This is a genomic window from Senimuribacter intestinalis, assembly GCF_943192965.1.
GTDB classification, from domain to species: Bacteria; Bacillota; Clostridia; order Peptostreptococcales; family Anaerovoracaceae; genus Senimuribacter; species Senimuribacter intestinalis.
Genome location: NZ_CALPCF010000001.1, coordinates 167,625 through 187,545, shown reverse-complemented (window position 1 = coordinate 187,545; position 19,921 = coordinate 167,625). Strand labels below are relative to the sequence as shown.

Here is a 19,921-nt window from a genome sequence, read left to right as displayed (position 1 = left end):
TGCCGGGATGGAATTATTTGAAAACTACGATAGAAGAATCGCCGGAATTGAAGCGGCGATGAAAGAATATGGAATCAAGGATTTGGAGGAAGCCCGTAAAATGTGTACCGATAGGGGTTTCGATCCTTACGAAATCGTAAAGGGAATTCAGCCTATCTGCTTTGAGGACGCCTGCTGGGCATATGTCCTTGGTGCAGCTATCGCAATGAAAAAGGGAGCTGTAACCGCGGCAGAGGCGGCAAAGGCAATCGGAGAAGGCCTGCAGGCATTTTGCATTCCTGGCTCTGTAGCGGACGACAGAAAGGTCGGAATCGGTCACGGCAATCTGGCGTCTATGCTGCTCAGTGAGGAAACCGAGTGCTTTGCATTCCTTGCAGGTCATGAATCCTTTGCGGCGGCAGAAGGCGCAATCGGTATTGCAAATTCCGCCAACAAAGTCAGAACAAAACCTTTGCGAGTAATTTTAAATGGTCTTGGCAAGGACGCGGCGCTGATTATTTCCAGAATCAACGGCTTTACCTATGTGCAGACAGACTTTGATTTCTTTACTGGGGAGCTGAAGGTTGTCAAAGAAACACCGTACTCCAAGGGGGACAGAGCGAAAGTAAAATGCTACGGCGCTTTTGATGTAAGGGAAGGCGTAGCAATTATGCACCACGAAAATGTGGACGTGTCCATCACTGGTAACTCCACCAATCCAACCAGGTTCCAGCACCCGGTTGCAGGCACTTACAAGAAGGAAAGAGTCCTTGAAGGAAAGAAGTACTTCTCTGTTGCTTCCGGCGGTGGTACAGGCAGAACTCTGCACCCGGACAATATGGCAGCAGGTCCTTCTTCCTACGGCATGACAGATACCATGGGAAGAATGCACTCTGATGCACAGTTTGCAGGCTCTTCTTCAGTACCAGCACATGTTGAAATGATGGGATTTTTAGGTATGGGAAATAACCCGATGGTTGGCGCCAGCGTGGCTGTAGCGGTAGCTGTACAGGAAGCCTTCAAATAAATATGTAAATTGATGACGCAGGAGTTTCTGAAAAAACTCCTGCGTTTTTAAAGTAAAAATCCTAAATCTGCCCTTTCTATCCCTAAAATAAGAGCAAAGGGGCGGATTCGTGGTTGAATTACTGTTGCAAATAAAAATTCGCCCTTTAAAAAAGGGCATTATTTTGAATTTTAATATGGAAAACACAGCTAACAAATACTGGGTTCAAAATACGAATTAAAATTAAGCGGAATTAGTGATTTTCTTGACACAGTTTGTCAGAACGTAGTATAATAAAGGGAAATCTTTAGAAGTGTTTATTGAAAAATTGATATTGGAAGTACGTGTCTCAGGTGTGATAAAGGAGACAGTGCTTTGTATTGTCGTTTTTGTAATAAAACTCTGAAGTTTAGACAAACAGACTGAGCTAGAAATTTAGAACGAAAAGGAGGCAAACCAGTGAAACCTTTTAACAAGAAGACATTAGCTCTATTGTTATGCATGTTTTTTGCAATCTCTGCGTTTAGCGGAGGATTGCTTTCTTCCGAAAAATTGCTGGGGGGAGGTCAGTCCTATGCGGTTGACGCACCTGCAGGCAGAATCGAAAGCATGGAGATAGGGGGCGATGTCATAGTAGGTGGAGAACTCAGCGTGGAAGGCGATTTAGTGGTTGGCGATGACCCACTCGATCCACCGGATGCGGATGCACCTACTGACGGAGACGTGTCGACAGATGAAGAACCTGTCGAAGAAGATCCTACAGAAGAAGCAAATTCTGTCATGCGCTCAATGGCATTGGCGGATGAAGCAAGCGACGATCCTACAGAGGAAAAAGAAGTAGGCGCTTTTTTAGTGTCTGGCGGCAAAGAGGGAGAAGACTATGAACTTGCGGATATCAGCGGAAGAAAGGTACTGCAGGTAAAGACGAATACGCCGCTGACGATTAAAAACAAAAATGTTGCGGCTGCAACAGCGCAGACCATTGAAATCTGCCCTAATATTCAAGCGGATATTACGCTGGCAGGCGTCAATATTACCGGCTATGCGCCGTTCAATCTCATGACGCCGACCCAGTGTCATATTACGCTGGCAGACGATACCACCAATACGCTGAATGCATCGACCAATGCGACGGCGGCGTTACACTGTGGAGAGGGTTCTACGCTGATTATTGATGACAGTGTTTTGAACAGAGACAGTGCAGGCAATATGATTACACCAGAAAACGGTGTCATTGGTGCAGATGTAACTTTGATGAACGGTCATAAGCTGAAGAAAGGTGATCCGCTGAGCAAACTGAACAGTGCGAAACGAGGAAAATTAGTTGCTTCCGGTGGAGATTCTTCTGCTGGCATTGGAACTGGACCGCAGGAAAATGCGGGCACTATGATTTTTAACGGTGGTGACATTACTGCTAAGTGTTCTTATGGTTCCGGTGAATGCGCACAAGGCGGCGGTTCTGGCATTGGAACTGGTGCAGGCAAGGTTAGAGGCTCCCCTGATATGGGACCAAAGGGCGGCTTAATGATTTTTAACTCTGCCAAGATTGATGCGACAGGTGCCTATCATGGCGCTGGTATCGGTGCGGGATGGAGTGCCGGCAATACGAATACCAGACAGAGAGGCGCAGCACAGACAGAAGTATCTACAGCGGCAACCGGTACAGGGAACTGTGGAGATATTGTTATTAATGGTGGATATTTAAAATCTACCGGAGGCGGTCACGGCAACGCGTTTGGTGCTGCCTGCGGAACGACCGCAAAGGGCTGCACGATTAAAGTGACCGGCGGCACCCTGCTGCCTGTATCCAACAGCAGTTATAAGGACTTAGGCGGTGCAGGTGGTCACGTTGTAATCAGCGGCGGCTCTGTACGCTGCGCAAGTACCAATAAATTCCAGGGAATTGGAGATACAGCATGGGGCAGCGAAGACTACACCAATGAAAAAAATAAAGTATTTATGACCAAAGTCAACTTGTCTGCAGAAGGGATTACTGACGATTATGTCTATGGTTGGGAACTGCTCATTGGCGGTGAAAAGTATGATTACGGCTCTCCGGGACGTTTTGATGATGGTAACTTATATCTGTGGCTGCCATCTACCGCGGTAGGGAAGGAAATTACGGTAAAACTGGGTGTAGAAGACAAAGATGGGAAGCCGAAGCCAGTTGACCCGTTGTTTATTCCAAAGGTAGAAGAAGGCAAAACGCCAACGTTGAAACGATATATCGATTTTGATTTACCAGAAAAATGGACGAAAACACTGAGTAAAAAGTACGATGGAATTGCTTTTGAGAGTTATGATTGGGAAAATGATCCCATTACAACGGATGAGGAAATTGCGAAAACGTTAAGCGACAGCACGAAAGTAAAGATTAAGGTGCAGCGCTATGATAAAAAAGATGGCGAGGCGATTGAACCGGAACAGGAAATGGCGGGCAACAATGTGATGCCAACTGATGCAGGAATCTATAAGCTGACCGTAACTTCTACGCAGTATGCAGAGGGCAAATTTGCGGAAAGTTACTGGGGTCACAGAGCAACAGGCTGGGCAATCATTGAAAAAGTACCGTCCAAGGTACAGGCAACTTATGCCATTGAGCAGAATCTGGATGATCCTTCTGATAAATTGAATTACGGAAAAATTAAGAAGGTGCAGCTGAAGGCAACCGTACAGCCGGGCGATGGAACCAAGGCGACTTGTAAAGCGCCGACTGGATTGGTACAGTTCTATATCAACGGCGTAAAGGTAGGTGCTCCGATTGATTTGAGTAAGACCAGTGCAGATGAGCTGACGGTGACTGGAAATGTGTGCAGCATTACAAAGACATTTGACTTTGAAAAAGATAAATATCCGGCAGTACCGGAGCTTGATTCGGGAGATTTTGTTGTGACTGCGGAATATGTGCAGGGAACCAATTACTTTGAAAACGCGACAAAAGCACAGCTGGTTGCATGGGAAGATCCTGATGCGGCGCCTGGAGATAACCCGAAGCCGCCGACATTGGATGAAATCGTATCCAAGTTCCCATTCATCAATTCTCCAGTGCCAGTCATAACCAAGGACAAAGACGATTTGAAAGATGATGAAAAAGTAGATGGCAACAAACTGGTGATTGTAGGGTCAGAGCGAATCGAACCGGATCCGAAGAATCCAGATCCAAACGTTGATCCAGATCAGCCGGATACCTGGCCAATTCATGGATTTTTTAAAGACAGAATTAATGAAAAGGTAAGCAAAGATAAACCAAAAGCAGATGTTGATTATTTTGTTAAGCTGATTAATGACAGATACGTCTTTACCAGTAAGGCAGGCTATCCGCTGATGGAGGGAACAGGTGACGATAGAAAGCCGATTCAGGCAGCAGCCGAAGACATTAAAGTTTATGATAAAGATGGTAATCCAATTGATTTGAAAACTAATCCGATTGACTTTTCTGTACCGGGTAAGTATGTTGTCAGCGTGACTGTAACCGACGAAAATGGAAATAAATGTACTATTGACATCAATTATAATATCATCAAGCCGACGATTCTGGATCCGGACATCAATAAAGATACTAACGATGATGGGATTCCAGATATTAACATTGATACCGACGATGATGGATTTCCAGACATCAACATCGACACAGACGGAGATGATAAGCCGGACATCAACATCGACACCGATGGGGACGGTAAACCTGATGTAGACATCGACACAGACGGAGACGGTAAACCGGATATCAACAAGGATACAGATGGAGATGGCAAACCGGATGTGGACATCGACACCAATGGAGACGGCAAACCGGATGTGAATGTAGATACCAATGGAGATGGCAAACCAGACATCAACAAGGATACCGATGGAGATGGTAAACCGGATGTGGACATCGATACAGATGGAGACGGTAAACCAGACATCAACAAGGACACAGATGGAGATGGTAAACCAGATTTAGATATCGACACTAACGGAGATGGCAAACCAGATGTAAATGTAGATACCAATGGAGACGGTAAACCGGATATCAACAAGGATACAGATGGAGATGGCAAACCAGATGTGGATATCGACACTAACGGAGACGGCAAGCCAGATATCAACATCGACACCAATGGAGATGGCAAACCGGATGTAAATGTAGATACCAATGGGGACGGCAAACCGGATATCAATATCGACACCGATGGCGACGGCATTCCGGATATCAATATCGACACCGATGGCGACGGTATTCCGGATCTGAATGTAGATACGGACGGAGACGGCAAGCCAGATACCAATATCGATACAGATGGAGACGGGAAACCAGATAAGAATATCAAAGACCCGAGCGAAATCAAGGATATTTTGAACGAGAATGAACCGGCAGATACAGATGAACTGCCTTGGTGGATTCCAAGAACAGGCGATACAGCAAATATGCTGACATGGCTTGCAGTGCTTGGCGCAGCAGTCCTTGGACTTTGCGGCACAGTATATGGAATTAGAAAAAAGAGATCCTAAAAGAAAACAGCAGCATAAATAAAATGGGTGGTTCGAGCGAACCACCCATTTTTACGGAATAATAGGCGCTAGCGATTTAATTATTATTTATTGAAACGAGTAATGAGTAACAGGTTAGCCCCTTACAACTTGATTGTAAGTTGTGTGATTTTTAGAAAGGAGGCGTTATGCGTAAGGAAGAAAGAAGTTTTATAAATGGATCAATCTTACCAGCGCTTTTGCGGTTTGCCTTTCCAGTGCTGCTTGCACTATTTCTGCAGGACAGAAAATCGGAGAGGGAAAAACGGAAGAAGCTGGTTCTGTCATCGGAAGCGGTATCTGTTTGTTTACGCTGATTGCATTGATAATGACAGCTGTAATGGTAGGTTTTGCAGCACCTGTGGCAAAACTCATGCAAGCGTCGCAAGAGGCTTTTGATTTTACAGTATATTATATCAGAATCTGCAGCGCAGGCAGTATTTTTATTGTAGCATATAACGTAATTGGCAGTATCTTTAGGGGAATTGGAGATTCAAAAATGCCACTTATTACAGTTGCTATTGCTTGTGTGTTTAATATTTGCGGAGATCTGTTTTTTGTGGCCGTTTTGAAAATGGGAGTATCGGGTGCGGCTGTCGCAACCATACTGGCGCAGGCTGTTAGTGTGATGATTTCTCTGGGAATTATAAAGAGGAAAAAGCTTCCGTTTAAGCTAAGCAAGGATAAAATCACGATGAATCCAGTTATGGTAAAGCGTATTTTGACTCTGGGTGCGCCTATTGCACTGCAGGACTTTTTAGTGAGTATATCTTTTTTGGTGATTTTAGCTATTGTCAACGGAATGGGACTTATTGCCTCGGCGGGACTTGGAATTGCCGAAAAACTCTGCGGCTTCGTCATGCTGGTGCCTTCCTCATATATGCAGTCTATGTCTGCCTTTGTAGCACAGAATGTGGGTGCAAAAAAACTGGACAGAGCAAAAAAGGCATTGGCATGGGGAATTGCAACTTCTCTGCTTGCAGGTATTTTTATGGGATATTTTTCATTTTTTCATGGTGAAATCATGGCAGGGATTTTTGCAGATGCAAAGGAGGTTGAAGTCATCGGCGCAGCACTGTTTTCTATCGGACTTGCAACGCCGGCGTCCTCTAGGGTACAAATTCTGCTTTGTCTGGTGTGTTTTTGGCGAATAAATCGGAAAAACACCAGTGTATAAGAATATTGCTTGACTTTTTGTTTGAAAATCTATAAAATAGTTATAAATACATTAGGTATAAAGCGTTTGTCTGAGGGACGGCGGGTGGAATAGCCTTTATTTCATCCGCTTTTTTTCTCTAAGGCAGACCAGGATACCGCAAATTCAATTCAAAGAAAAGGAGAATCGTTCAATGACAAGTAACAAACGATGGTTGTATCTGTGTGTGGGTACATTGCTGTTAATTTTCTGTGGCCTTATCTATGGCTGGTCACTGTTTAGAACGCCTTTTAGCGAAGTTTATACAGATTGGTCACTGTCACAGCTTTCTATGACTTTTACTATCTCTATGGTCTTCTTCTGCGTGGGCGGATTTGTTGCTGGTAAACTGGCAGCCAGGTTCAAACCGCAGCTGATTATCCTGCTATCTGCAGTCTGTCTGCTGATTGGATTTTTTGGTGTATCTCGTCTGAATCCGGAAAACTCTTCTTCCAGCTTGATTATGCTGTATATTTTTTATGGATTTTTCGGTGGAAGCGGCGTAGGTCTTACCTATAATTGTGTAATCGGCACCATGAATAAGTGGTTCCCAGATAAGCCAGGTCTTTGCAGCGGTATTATGATGATGGGATTCGGTCTTGGTGCGCTGATTCTTGGAAGCGTTGCAACCAGCCTGATTGCTTCCAAAGGGATTTTTACCACTTTTATGATTTTGGGTATTATGATATTCGTAGTTTTGGGAGTTGGCTCTTTCTTTATTAAAGTGCCTGAGGCTCCTGCAGGCAGTGGACAGGCAAAAGAACTTTATGGAGACCCGATTGGAACTGTTATGAAAACTGCTTCTTTCTGGTGCTTCCTGCTTTGGTGTGTGCTGATTAGTGTGGGCGGTCTGATGGTCATCAACAGCGCCGCGTCTATCGCTGTGGCATTCGGTGCACCGGCTATCGTAGGTATGGTAGTATCTGTATTTAATGGCGCAGGTCGTGTGATTGTCGGCGGCATTTACGATAAAACCAACGGAAAAACTGCTATGATGGTGGATATTATCTTCATGTTTGTAGGGGGCATCGCACTGCTCCTGGGAGCAAAGACCGGTTCCATGATTCTGATTCTGGTAGGACTTTTAGCGATGGGTCTTTCGTACGGAGCGAACCCGACCATCTGTTCTACATTGATTCAGAAATATTACGGACCGAAGTACTTTGCTGTAAACTTTGGTGTTGGCATGTTCAACTTGGTTCCGGCAGCGATTATCGGACCAACCATCAGCAGCAGCTTGGTAGAAAAATCCGGCGGTGCTTATGACTCTTCATTTGTTGCTATTTTAATTTTCGCAGTGTTGGCACTGATAATGTGGGTAGTTGTCAGCAATATTATCAAGAAAGAAAACAGCAGAAGAGAAGAACCAAGACCGTTCTAATGGAGTGAAAAGATGAAAGTAAAGAGAACGTCTCTTGTCGATCAGATTTATGACCTGATTTTGCAAAAAATACAGAATCGGGAACTGGTGCCGGGAGACAGACTAAATATTGAGGAACTGGCGAAAACCTTTTCTGTCAGCAGAACCCCTGTAAGAGAGACTATTAATAGACTGATTCAGGAAGGTTTTGTAGAGCAGAAGCATAATGTAGGACCTAGTATTATCAAGCTTTCGGAGGAAGAAGAAGCGGGACTGATTGAAGCCAACTGCTATCTCTTTGATATCGTCATTGATACATATCAGGGTCTGGATACGCTAAAATACCTCGTTGAAGAACTGGAGGATATCATTGCGGAGCAGAAAGCTGCTTATGAAACCGATGACGAGCAAGGTTCTCACAAGGCATCTGATTGTTTTCATCAGACTATGATAGAATACTGTACCAACAGGACTATCAGAGAGTGTGCGGCAAAGACGCAGAATCAAATCAATATGTGCACTTTTGCTTATCAGGCTGTCAGCGAAAACCGCAAGCAGAGTATTAATGACCATACGGAGATTCTGATTGCTTTGAAAAAGGGCAACATTGCCAAGGCGAAAATTCTGATGAATGAACATAATAAATTTTCAGGAACAACCTATATGAAACGAAAGCTCGAACTGGAGCAATCGAAATAAATGAAATGCGGGAGCAATGCGTAAGCAGCAGTATTGCTCCTTTTTTCTTGCGATTTTTTTTCCCACCTGATAAAATGAAGTTAGAGTTGCAATAGAGAAGAAAAAAAGTGGTGATGATTAGGGAAGGGAGATGGCTATGGAGGACAGCACAATCGTAGAGCTTTACTTTGCACGAAGCGAAGAAGCTATTGCGGAGACGGACAAGAAATATGGAAAATATTGCAATTACATAGCTTACAATATCCTCAGAAGCAGCGAGGACGCGGAGGAATGTGTCAATGATGCCTACATGCGTGCATGGAATGCAATTCCACCTCAACGACCGGTACAGCTTTCCACCTATTTGGGGAAGATAACCAGAAATTTGGCGCTGAACCGGTATAAAGGGCGCAATGCCCAAAAGCGAGGGGAAGGACAGGTTGCGCTGGCTTTGTCAGAACTGGAGGAATGTGTCGGTGAACGTTCAGAGGTGGAAACGCTGGCGGATGAAATGGCAGTAGTCGAGGTTATCAATCAATTTCTGGCAAGGCAGTCCAGATTGAATCGGATAGTATTTGTAAAACGGTACTGGTATTTGTGTTCTGTTAAGGAAATTGCAGAGGAATTTTCGATGAATCCGAACCGAATTACATCCATGCTTTTTCGTATGCGAAAAGAACTGAAAAAATCTCTGGAAAGTGAGGGAATCGTGTTATGAAGAAAGAGGATATTTTATTTCATATCAATGAAATTGATGATGCATATATTAAGGAAGCAGCAGATTTTCAGTCAGCGCAGAGAAGGAGCATGCAGCGGAAGAAGTGGTTTCGTTATAGCAGTATAGCGGCGGCATGTTTTTTGATGTTCGTACTGGGCGCTGTGCAGCTACTGCCGTCTGGTGAGCAAATCGGAAATGGGTCTTCCGATAGAAATGGTCAGAATGTGGCAGCAGAAGAGAGCGATAAGCTGCCGACTTTGTCAGTTGAACGCTATGCGACGAAAGCGGAAGAGCCAAAGAAAAAGCTTGGAAACCCATCGACACAAGAGGATGGAAACCCATGGGAAGAAGATACTGAGGTTGAGTTTCTTCCGGTATATGAGAACATCGCTTATGCAGGAGAGGCAGATGAAAAAGCGATACCGGTCAGCGATGCCTTTCTGGACAAAAAACTGCGGGCAGCTGCAGCTGAAATGAATATGACGATAGATGAGATCAAGTATGAGAGAAAAGAGAAATCCGATGATACGAAGCCAGAAGACGGAACTTTGCAGAAAGCATTTAAGGCAACTGCGTATACAGACGATGGCAATATCACTGTGACATATAATAATTTTACGGAAATAAAATTTGCACAGCCAAAGTCACTTCTGCAGGATCATAAGACAGCAGATTCTGAAATGGACAGTGAAGAAGCGGAGCAGGTGACCGCGTATCTTTTGGAACAGTACGGGGGATTAATGGAATTCTCGAACCCGAGGGTCAGTGTTCGCATATTTTACGATGAGGAGAGAAAGCCGCATTGGATTTTATCCGGTTATGACGGGGGAGAAAATCTGCAGGAGCAGATTGTGGGATATAACCTGAAGCGTATGAGGTTTGAACTAAACGATGAGGGACAGCTAATCGGCATTATGATGATGGATAATCTGGCATCAGGCAAGAAGATTGAGGAGTACCCGATTATTACAGCTGAAGAGGCAAAACAACTTCTCAAGAAGGGAAAGTACGTGGCAGGCAATACGAAGCTGCCGTCTCTTGATAATATTGAGCGTTCATCTCTTGTATATCTGACGGGACCGCAGTGCAATATTTTCATGCCTTACTATGCTTTTGATGTGCGTATTGATGAAGATGATGACCTCATTTGCTACAGCACGTACTATGTGCCAGCTGTTCGAGAAGAATATTTGAGCAAAATGCCTGAGACACAGGAATAATTTCATATAATGGAAGCTGTGGAATAGCACAGAAATGGACACCTCGGCATAGGATAACCTGGGGTGTTTTTTATGGCAAAAAAGAAAGGCATTGATGTCAGTTATTGGAACGGCAGGCTGACGGAAGCTGATTATAACAGGATGAAAAAGGCGGGTGTCCGCTTTGTTATTGCAAGAGCAGGCGGCTATCGCGGAACGATGGAGGATAGCACCTTTTCTCATAACTATCAGATGGCGCGTGCAGCAAATCTGGGGTTTGGGGCATATTACTACTCGACCGCAGTAACGGTGTCTCAGGCTAGACGAGAGGCTCGCCACGCAGTGGCTTTGTGCAAAGGAAAGACCTTCGACTATCCAATCTGGATGGATGTAGAGGACGCTATGACCCTGGGCAGACTGTCAAAGCGAGCACTTACTAAAGTAGTGAAAGCTTTTGTCAAAGAGGTCCGCAAACAGGGTCGAAAGGCTGGGGTCTATGCTTCTTACTCTTGGCTGACTGAAAAAATAGGCAGTTTACAGGGAATTGATGTGTGGGTAGCACAGTATAATGATACGAATTCCTATAAAGGAAGGACCGCTATGTGGCAGTACAGTGATGTAGGGCGTTTTAAGAATGTGCCCGGCAAATTTGATTTAAACTGGTGCTACAAAAATTATGAAACTAGTAGTGGAAGCGGAGAGAAAAAGCATACCTATACCGGTACCATTACCTTGCCAAAGCGTGGCTACTTCATTCTGGGTGACCGTGGAAAAAAGGTCAGACAGCTGCAGCAATTTCTAAACTGGTATGGAAATTCTCTGGATGTTGACGGTATTTACGGACCTGCAACAAAAGATGCGGTAAAGCGCTTTCAGCGCCGTCAGCGTATCACTGCTGACGGATTGTTTGGTCAAAAGTCACTGGAAAAAGCGAAACGGGTAAAGAAGTGAGTTTTAACCGCATGCATTAGTGAAAAGAGGCACTCACTCTGGCTGAGTGCCTTTACATAGACTTGTGAAATGGAAGTGATTTAGTACTTTTGGGGTTTTTAATAAAATATTTATTATGGAAACGGGTTATGGATTGCTAGCTTAGATAATGGAAATTATTTTATATGCCAATGATATTTGGATTGTTGGAGGATATATGGGCGGGGCATGGACTATTCCAAAGATGGAATAGGCTGGCTTCTTTGTGAAAATATATCAGAAAAAGAGGGCTATATTGTTGAATATGCTAATGGATTATGGGTTGCATGTTCAACTTATGGTAGCGATGACGGATATTGCTATTCGGACAGAGTACATATTTGATGTAGTTTATCTGCTGATTCTTTACAGAATTGTGAAGGAAATAAAATAACCGCCTGAGCCTGACAAACTTAGCGGTTATTTCAATCGTTACAGGTTGACCGTTTTCAAGGGTTTCCTCTTGACACCAATATACCACGAATGAAGAGATTATGCAATAGTCAATTTATCTTGCGCATTCCGCAGAAAGGAGCTTTTAGCATAAAAAGGCATAAAATAGTACTTTTAACGGAAAATAAACACCGCTCAAATCGTTGAAATTAGTACGTTTTGAGCGGTGTTGTTTATGGTACTTCCAAGGGGAGTCGAACCCCTGATTCAGCCGTCTTGTTTAAATTGCATAAAACCGTTGAAAATCAAACAATTTATAAATATTTAAACGAGTTTTTAATACAAATTTAATACAAAAGTTGTCAAGGGTTGAAAACTAGCTTGCTAATAGCTGCGGTTTTGTCATCGGTATCTATGTTGATGTAATATTCTCTCGTTACGTTAATATCAGCATGCCCCATCAGAGCCGCAACGGTTTGAATTGGTACGCCGTTTTTAGCTAACGTAGTACCGAAAGTGTGGCGGTACACATGGAAAGAGCGGCAGGGAACGCCCAGCCGTTTATATAACCGGTTGCATGCAGTGCGTAAAGAGTGCTTATCGTATAAATTACCTGTCTGTGTAGTGAAGAGGTGATTTGTTCTATAGCCGTTACGGAGCATTTCGACCTGCTGCCATGCTGCATGTTCTTCTACAGCCGTAAGAACTGCGTTCGAAAGGGGAATACTGCGAATTGAAGACTTTGTTTTTGTAGGGGCGATTTGGATTTTCTGCCCTGATTTTATGCCGTCTATGAACTCGTCAGAAATAACAACCTGCTTATTAACACGCAGAACGCCGTTTTCTATATCATCGTAACGCAATGCGAGCAGCTCACCAATGCGACACCCAGTATTTATAGCAAGCACAAAAAGAAGATGTAGCCTGTGCCCCTCAGAGCCTGTTAGAATGGTTTTTACCTCTTCAGTTGTCCAGGTCTCCACATTGCCATCAGAAACGGCGTTGCCCTTCGTTTTTTCCACTTTAGGCAATACAATATTTTTAGTAATATCCCTGCAGATGTTTTCATTTTCAAGATATCTGTAAAAGTGGGTTACAAGGTTATGTAATGACCGAACAGTAGAAGCACCGCAGGTCAGGGCGTTATATGCTGCTTGCAGATCTATGCTTTTGATGTTAGAAAGAGCCAGCCCCGCAAGGCTGGATTCTCTCAGATTGTTATTATAAGCGTTTACATATCGTGTTTTTGTAGAATCAGAATAACGGGAATCTTTTAGAAAAACCTCTGTGATGAAAGTATCCATCATCTGCCCAAAGTGAAGAGGCTTGTTCGTGATACCTTTGTTTAGATTGTCCATAAAGGCAGCAAATTTAGCCTCTGCTTCGCTTTTATTCTTGCCATAGAATAATTTATAGTCATCAACCCAAATGCCTTTAGAATTGATTTTTTTCCCTACCTTGCGCCGTATGCGGTAGTAGTCTTTGCCGTTGATTGTGCAGTTGGTTTTGTTTGCCATGATACACCATTCCTTTTTTTAAATCCGTAAAGCTTGCGGATTTGTAGTTAAAAACCTTTGGTTATGTTGACATTTTCTTGATGTTTGTTATAATATACTTAACAAGACAGCCGGAAGGTGCCGTGACCACCTGCCCCGGTGAAAAATTAAAAAGCTATTAAAAAATAGTCGTTCTAATCCTTGCCAGAGGGCGAACGGCTATTTTTTATGTGTAAAATTCAGAATGGCTACAATGAGCAGCGCAGCGGTTAAGATAACCATGAATTCTTCGTATGTACTCATAAAAACCACCCCTTTCCGCAAGACTCGGATAACAGGCGGTGCAGCACGTTCACCAGCTGCCTTATGAAATATGTTATATATGCCCCCTGCAGCCTGTGCGGCTGGATCAGGGGGGCGTTCTTCTTTTTTGTGTATTTATCTATATAGGTCAGTTCCTCTACACGCTTTGCTGCGTCCTCTTGTCCGGCTTTGTTTAGCATATGAAAACTATTAAAAATATACTAGAAGTATTTGAGCATATCGGAAAGCTCGGACTTTAAAGCGTCATCTTTAGTGAATTCTTTTTCATCGGTATATTTAGATAATAAGGTTAATTCTGAAACCCTTTTCAATGCTTCGGCTTTTCCCAATTCGTTAAGCAAATTAAAATCATTTAAAATTTTATTATCTTTAGAGTCAAGAACTTTTTTTACAAAATCGCCAAAACCTGCCTCATTAAGATCAACTTCCATAGCGTCACCAATTTTTTTAAAGTCTGCGTCAGAAAGGAAGAAAGACGATACAGGAATATTTAAAACATCCGAAATTTTTTTAAGCATATCAAGACTAGGTTCGCGCTGCCCTGTTTCGTAGCGGCTTATAGTTATAGGCGAAACACATAAAGCAGTAGAAAGGTCATATTGCGTCATGTTATTGGCGACTCTGAAATTTTTTATATTTTTACCGATATTATTTTTCATCCTCTCACCTCTTGCATCTTATAATAAATTTAGTATACCACAAAAGAACCAAAAAGGTAGTTTTTTTAAAAAAACTACTTGACATATAACCGAAATGGAAGTATTATAAAAACAAAAATAACCGATACGGTTAAAATGTGAAAGGTAAGGAGGAAAAAAATGAAATTAGACCACGATAAGTTAGACCTCTTGCGTGCAAGAAACGTTTTAACGATTTCACAGCTGGCAAAATCTGCAAAGGTATCTACGGCGTCAATCGTTCGCGGATCCAATTCGGGAATAACCACAATTGGAAAAGTCGCAAAAGCTTTAGGCGTAGATGTGGAAGAAATCATCATAAAGGAGGAATAGAAACATGCAGGAATTAAAAAAGCTGCGGACTATCGAACAGGCGTATGCAGCCCTAAAAGAAATGGATCCTGATACAGCTATTTCAAAATGGTTTATCAGAGAGGCTATTCTAAACGGTGAAATTCCATTTGTACAAGTTCATAGCAAAAGACTGATAGACCTGGGCGACCTAATTAACTACATCAACAAAAGTATGTGCACAATGGCAGAAAGGCAGGCAAGGCAATGAAATATTATGAATTTGTAAATTTACTTAACCGTATACCGCATGAAGGGTGGAGCCGATTTGACATGGCAATGTTTTTAGTTGGTTACAAGGGCGGTATCAATCAAAAAGACATAGATAACATTCAAAAATATACCAACTAGGATAAAACCGTAAACAGTTTACGGTTTTATACAAAAAAGGATTTGAAGAGGGTGAAAAAACGTCCTCTTTTACCCCTTGATTATAGGCTTAAGTTTACGACATAGAAAAATGGAAAGGAGGGAGTAAGAATAAAATGGCGAGAATTGAAAGGTGGAAAGAAGTTACAATAGCAGGGGAAGAAATTATAGTTAGAACTTGCCAAAAGGACAGGGAGACTAGAAGACGGGCGAAGAAAAACCGTCCATCAAAAGAATCTGTTATCAAAAGCAATAAGAGGCAGCTAACCCGAAGAATTCACGCCATAATAGAAGAAAATTTCAAAGTAGGAGATTTATACATAACATTTACATATAAGCCAGAAGAGAGACCGGAAGACCGAGAGAGCGCAAAAAGAGATGTTGAGAAGTTTATAAGGAAACTGCGGGCGGCATATCGTGCAGACGGTCAGGAGCTAAAAGCAATATGGGCAATAGAGGACGAACGTTTGTTTCATACTCATATGGTATTAAATAAACCCGGTAAAGAAGGGGAAAAGGCACTGAACACATGGAGCATTAAAGGCAATTTTTGGCGTGATGAAATTCACATCAGAGAGCACGCAAACGAGAAAGGGGAAATCCATCAGGATTTTTATTACCTGGCGCACTATCTCGTAAAAGAGAAAACAAAGCACTACGACAAGGTGAGCGACTTCCAAGAAAAAGCATACAGCAGGACGCGAAATTTAAGAGAACCGGAGGTTAGAAAATATCCTTTAAAACATGAAGAGTTGCAAATAGCTACCCCGGAAGGATACAGGCTTATAGACGGCAGTATAGAAGAATATACTGACCCATTGAATGGAGATATCTACAGAACATACCGTTTGCGCTGCATAAACGGAAGACCCTATAAAAGATGGGCAAGGGGGAAAAAGGCGAGGAAATCGGAGATATACCACTTAGAAAAGAACTTTATAGAAGAACAAATGGAATTCTTTAGGGAACTGTAGGAGGTGAAGGAGTGAAAAAAGAATGGTTGATATCAAGATATAGAGAAGCGGCGACAGAATCCATAAAGAAACAGCTTGAAGAGGCGAGTAATAAAGCGGTAGCAACTTTAGAATGTGGGGCAGAGTTTTTGCAGTATTTCAGAGGAGTAAATAAAAGGGAAGAGGTAGAACAAGAACTATTACGCTGCAAAAGGATTATAGCACTTGAAAGCTGGCTGACTGAAACACCTGCCGTACATGATTGTCCACATAATTTGTGGTGGTGGAAATGGAAACCGTCAAGAATAAGGTTGAACGTGATAGTAAGAGAAAACGCGGACCATGAAGAGGCATGCGAAAATTTCGGATTATTAACAGGAATGCACTATAATTTTCCAACAGTAAGAGCAATAACAAAAAACGACGTTTTGAGGGCGCAAAAGTTTTTGATGGATATTTTCCCCTACCACGTTGGAGAAACGGCATTGAAGAGGGAAACAGACGAACACAAGAAGCTTGTAAGGATTGTGAATAGTGAAGTACAAGAACAGTTATCAATATTCAAATCCGACACGCTGTCGGATTTGTGAAAAAAGAAAGGTGATTTTAGGAATGACTAGGCTAGATATATTGTGGGAGATTTATGTTAGGGACCTTGCTTCGGGGCAACTCTCTGCAGAGTGCGACGAAGCAAGAAAGAAGCTTATTAATGCGCTTGAATGCGTGCGAGATTTTAGCGATTATAACCGCATAGACGTAGCAATTGAAGAGGTGATATGTATAAGCGGGTTTGATTGTTTTGTAGAAGGATATGAGTTAGCGTTATCTTTGTGTCAGACCAAGCAAGAAAGGGGAATAGCAAAATGAGTAGCAGAGTAGAAAACGCCTTGGAAGAGTATAGAGTAAAATATTTTAACAGGATTGGCAAATTTAACTTGTCGATGGAGGACTGCCTTGAGTTGAGGAGTCGCAACGACGAATTTGATATTTTGAACGATTCTTTCGAAGTGGGATTTGTCATTGGTATAAGATACGCCAATAAAATGCGAAAAGCCCTTAAATAAGGCGGTAAAGCGCATATAAAAGGACTCTTCAAAGGCTTGCAAGGGCAAACCCAAAAACACAATTAAAGTTTACCCTTGCAGGCGGAAAAAGTCAATCAGAAAGGAGTTTCGGAAATGGAAAAAATCAAAATCAGCTATGAAAACTTTGAAAGAATCCGCCCAGTTGTGGAAGCAATCAAAGAGGCAGCACCGGGAAAGGTGAAAGAAAAGCGAATCAAAAGCAATCTTGAAAACGGGCAGAAATACGACCGAATTTATATCGAAATCACTTGAAAAGGCTGTAAAGCTGCGGTATACTATTATCAGACAAATAAAGATATAGTACCGCAACCGCTTGGTTCCTGAGCGGGTGTAAGCTGAAATCAGCGTGGGAATAGCTTGAAAGAGTTATTCCCACGTTTTTATTTGTCCTAAAATTTCTTTTTTTTTCCAATCCACCCGCCGAGACCCTGGCGGTATATCAAGTAGGGGTCTAAAATTAGCCCACCCGGGCAGAAAACGGAGGAATTAGACTGTGAGCGAAGAAAAGACATTTACACAGGAAGAGGTAAACCAGATTGTGCAGGAAAGGTTGCAGCGAGAAAAAAACAAGCAGCCGGAACTAGAACAGAGGGAAAAAAAACTTGCAAAAAGGGAAAAGGCATTTAATGCAAAAGAGTTATTACAAAAACACAATTTGCCCGAAGAATTCCAGAGCTTTTTAGAAGCGTCCGAAGATATGAATGCGGCAGTTATGCAGATTACACAGGGTATTAACGCCTGCAAGGCAAGCACGAAGCCTGTATATGAGCCGCGAGGCGGAGAACCGCACGACAAATCGGAGGATATTCGGAGAAGTTTCGGGCTTTACGATTAGGAGTGATAAATAAATGGCTATTCAATTAGCAACAGATTTTAAACCTTATGTAGATGAGGTTATGACGAAAGCGTCAACGCTTAAGCTTGTTGCCGGTGCAGAGTTCAATTTTACCGGTGCAAATACTATCAAGCTTTATAAAGTAGGCACTGCACCAATGCAGGACTACGGAAGAAATCAAATAAAAGAAGGCAATTGGTCACACTATGGAGCGGTAACCACGTTAGACGCAACGACCGAAGAAATGACACTGAAAAAAGACCGTTCCTTTACCTTTGAAATTGACAAATTGGACGAAGACGAAACCAAGGGAAACCTTGAGGCAGCCTCTGCACTCAATAGGCAACTACGGGAAAAGGTTTTACCGGAAATTGAAGTACATTCTTATGGTGAAATTATAAAGCGTGCAGGGCTTAGAAATAGTGAGACAGCCGAGTTGACCGAAGAAAACATTTATGCAGCCATCACAGCGGCGAGCGTTGTTCTTGATGAGGCGGAAGTACCTGAAGAGGGGAGATATATTCTTGTAACGCCTGAGGTGCTGCGCCTGATGAAACTAAACAATGCTCTTGCAGTCAATGAAGATATTGGCAAAGAGCTACGCCAAAAAGGCGCAGTTGCTGCGCTGGACGGTGCGGCAATCATCAAAGTACTTTCAAAGCGTATGCCGGAAGGTTTCAAATTCCTTTACGGTCACCCGATGGCGGCGGCTGCACCTGTAAAGCTGGCAGACTATAAAATCCACAAAGACCCACCGGGGCTTTCTGGATCACTGGTAGAGGGCAGAATAAACTATGATGCTTTCGTCCTGGACAATAAAGTAAATGCGCTTTACTTGTACAGTACAAAGGCTGCTGAATCAGGAACGCAGAAATAAAGAGCAGGTGAGCCTATGAGCGAAACCGCAAAAAGAGGACGCAAACGCATTGAAATTGACCAAGAAAATTTTGAAAGCCTTTGCGCCTTGCAGTGCACACTTGCTGAAATTTCGGGGTTCTTTGGGTGTTCAGCTGATACCGTTGAAAGATGGTGTAAACGTACCTACAAAATGAATTTTGCGGACATATTCGCACAAAAGAGAGCACCGGGGCAAATATCCCTTAGACGTTCCCAATTCAAACTTGCGGAAAAGAATGCTTCAATGGGGATATGGCTAGGCAAACAGTACTTAGGACAGGCGGACAGTGCAACAGAGCGCGAACAAATCACGGAAGATGACGGTTTCTTAGACGCGCTGAAAGGTACAGCCGCAACCGAATGGGAAGACTATACGCCCCCAAAAGCCCCTTCGCGCGCTATCAGCTCTGCTGAACAGTTAAAAAAGGCAAAGGAAGAACAACAGCTGCGGCAGCAGATACGGCAAGAGATGCTTCAAGAACTGCAACCGGAACCGGAACCGGACCCAGAGCAGGAGAAACTAGATGAAATTTACAACAAATACGGAGCTATAGCAAAGGCGGTGAAAAATGATGTTGGATAAAAGTTTACTTGAGCAATACCCGGATTTGGTGAAAGAAATCAAGAACCAGACCGGAAGACTTGAAAAACTGCGAGACTTGCAGGAAACAAACCACGACCCGGAAACGGCTGCCTCTATCGCAGATCTTACGGTACTGCTGATAAAGAATACTGCTAGTTCAATTGAACTAGCAAGAAAAATTGAAGCGGAAGTATCTGCGGTAGATGATGCGAAAATTCGCGAGATTTTGCGTATGCGCTACCTGGTCGGTATGACATGGCGAGAGATTGGAGAAATATTCGACATGGAACCGGATAGCGTTAGGAAAGCGGTTAGAAAATATTATAGTTAGAATCCGTTATG

22 protein-coding genes are annotated in these 19,921 nt (G+C 43.0%); 20 read left to right on the top strand and 2 right to left on the bottom strand.

Annotated features, from left to right (window positions below):
* Positions 1-7 precede the first annotated feature (7 nt).
* From NFR88_RS00935 to NFR88_RS15005, 9 genes are all read left to right on the top strand, one after another.
* Positions 8-1,006: a GGGtGRT protein gene (locus NFR88_RS00935; protein ID WP_161908287.1), complete on the top strand. Its 999-nt coding sequence runs from the start codon at positions 8-10 to the stop codon at positions 1,004-1,006.
* Positions 1,007-1,486: 480 nt separating this feature from the next.
* Positions 1,487-5,479, top strand: a complete 3,993-nt coding sequence (locus tag NFR88_RS00930) for a hypothetical protein (RefSeq protein WP_251612738.1) — start codon at positions 1,487-1,489, stop codon at positions 5,477-5,479.
* Positions 5,480-5,678: 199 nt separating this feature from the next.
* Complete coding sequence (locus NFR88_RS00925) at positions 5,679-6,674, top strand: MATE family efflux transporter (RefSeq protein WP_307726229.1); 996 nt, start codon at positions 5,679-5,681, stop codon at positions 6,672-6,674.
* Positions 6,675-6,846: 172 nt separating this feature from the next.
* Positions 6,847-8,073: an MFS transporter gene (locus NFR88_RS00920; RefSeq protein WP_251612735.1), complete on the top strand. Its 1,227-nt coding sequence runs from the start codon at positions 6,847-6,849 to the stop codon at positions 8,071-8,073.
* A 12-nt stretch (positions 8,074-8,085) separates the two neighbouring features.
* A complete protein-coding gene (locus NFR88_RS00915) occupies positions 8,086-8,751 on the top strand; it encodes a GntR family transcriptional regulator (RefSeq protein WP_160201578.1) in 666 nt (221 codons plus the stop codon).
* 136 nt (positions 8,752-8,887) lie between these two features.
* Complete coding sequence (locus tag NFR88_RS00910; protein ID WP_160201579.1) at positions 8,888-9,448, top strand: RNA polymerase sigma factor; 561 nt, start codon at positions 8,888-8,890, stop codon at positions 9,446-9,448.
* Positions 9,445-10,668, top strand: coding sequence for a hypothetical protein (locus tag NFR88_RS00905; protein WP_160201580.1), 1,224 nt, complete (start codon positions 9,445-9,447; stop codon positions 10,666-10,668). The genes NFR88_RS00910 and NFR88_RS00905 overlap by 4 nt, the downstream gene beginning before the upstream one ends.
* A 72-nt stretch (positions 10,669-10,740) precedes the next feature.
* A complete protein-coding gene (locus NFR88_RS00900; protein ID WP_161908262.1) occupies positions 10,741-11,598 on the top strand; it encodes a GH25 family lysozyme in 858 nt (285 codons plus the stop codon).
* A 277-nt stretch (positions 11,599-11,875) separates the two neighbouring features.
* On the top strand, positions 11,876-12,010 hold the full coding sequence (locus NFR88_RS15005) for a hypothetical protein (RefSeq protein WP_279261549.1): 135 nt from the start codon (positions 11,876-11,878) through the stop codon (positions 12,008-12,010).
* A 361-nt stretch (positions 12,011-12,371) separates the two neighbouring features.
* On the opposite strand, the gene NFR88_RS00895 is transcribed toward NFR88_RS15005, so the two are convergent.
* Together NFR88_RS00895 and NFR88_RS00890 are read right to left on the bottom strand one after the other, a co-directional pair.
* Positions 12,372-13,526 (bottom strand): tyrosine-type recombinase/integrase, encoded by a 1,155-nt coding sequence (locus NFR88_RS00895; protein WP_251612731.1) that lies wholly within the window; start codon positions 13,524-13,526, stop codon positions 12,372-12,374.
* Positions 13,527-14,029: 503 nt separating this feature from the next.
* Positions 14,030-14,488: a helix-turn-helix domain-containing protein gene (locus tag NFR88_RS00890; protein WP_251612727.1), complete on the bottom strand. Its 459-nt coding sequence runs from the start codon at positions 14,486-14,488 to the stop codon at positions 14,030-14,032.
* Positions 14,489-14,647: 159 nt separating this feature from the next.
* Here NFR88_RS00890 and NFR88_RS00885 point away from each other — a divergent pair, with 159 nt between their 5' ends.
* From NFR88_RS00885 to NFR88_RS00835, 11 genes are all read left to right on the top strand, one after another.
* The gene (locus NFR88_RS00885; protein ID WP_251612723.1) at positions 14,648-14,839 is read left to right on the top strand and encodes a helix-turn-helix domain-containing protein; all 192 of its coding nucleotides are present in this window, start codon (positions 14,648-14,650) and stop codon (positions 14,837-14,839) included.
* A gap of 4 nt (positions 14,840-14,843) precedes the next feature.
* On the top strand, positions 14,844-15,068 hold the full coding sequence (locus tag NFR88_RS00880) for a DNA-binding protein (protein WP_251612719.1): 225 nt from the start codon (positions 14,844-14,846) through the stop codon (positions 15,066-15,068).
* A complete protein-coding gene (locus NFR88_RS00875) occupies positions 15,065-15,208 on the top strand; it encodes a hypothetical protein (RefSeq protein ID WP_251612714.1) in 144 nt (47 codons plus the stop codon). Before NFR88_RS00880 ends, NFR88_RS00875 begins: the two co-directional genes overlap by 4 nt.
* Before the next feature lie 134 nt (positions 15,209-15,342).
* On the top strand, positions 15,343-16,200 hold the full coding sequence (locus tag NFR88_RS00870; RefSeq protein ID WP_251612710.1) for a rolling circle replication-associated protein: 858 nt from the start codon (positions 15,343-15,345) through the stop codon (positions 16,198-16,200).
* An 11-nt stretch (positions 16,201-16,211) separates the two neighbouring features.
* Entirely contained in the window at positions 16,212-16,769 is a 558-nt protein-coding gene (locus NFR88_RS00865) for a hypothetical protein (RefSeq protein ID WP_251612705.1), read from the top strand.
* A 273-nt stretch (positions 16,770-17,042) separates the two neighbouring features.
* Positions 17,043-17,243, top strand: a complete 201-nt coding sequence (locus tag NFR88_RS00860) for a hypothetical protein (RefSeq protein WP_160202725.1) — start codon at positions 17,043-17,045, stop codon at positions 17,241-17,243.
* Between the two features lie 114 nt (positions 17,244-17,357).
* Complete coding sequence (locus tag NFR88_RS00855; RefSeq protein ID WP_160202724.1) at positions 17,358-17,516, top strand: hypothetical protein; 159 nt, start codon at positions 17,358-17,360, stop codon at positions 17,514-17,516.
* A 241-nt stretch (positions 17,517-17,757) separates the two neighbouring features.
* Complete coding sequence (locus NFR88_RS00850; RefSeq protein ID WP_160202723.1) at positions 17,758-18,099, top strand: hypothetical protein; 342 nt, start codon at positions 17,758-17,760, stop codon at positions 18,097-18,099.
* 13 nt (positions 18,100-18,112) lie between these two features.
* Positions 18,113-18,976 (top strand): hypothetical protein, encoded by an 864-nt coding sequence (locus tag NFR88_RS00845; protein ID WP_251612700.1) that lies wholly within the window; start codon positions 18,113-18,115, stop codon positions 18,974-18,976.
* A 15-nt stretch (positions 18,977-18,991) separates the two neighbouring features.
* Positions 18,992-19,579: a hypothetical protein gene (locus tag NFR88_RS00840; RefSeq protein ID WP_251612696.1), complete on the top strand. Its 588-nt coding sequence runs from the start codon at positions 18,992-18,994 to the stop codon at positions 19,577-19,579.
* Positions 19,566-19,910: a hypothetical protein gene (locus tag NFR88_RS00835; RefSeq protein WP_160202720.1), complete on the top strand. Its 345-nt coding sequence runs from the start codon at positions 19,566-19,568 to the stop codon at positions 19,908-19,910. The genes NFR88_RS00840 and NFR88_RS00835 overlap by 14 nt, the downstream gene beginning before the upstream one ends.
* Positions 19,911-19,921: the final 11 nt, after the last annotated feature.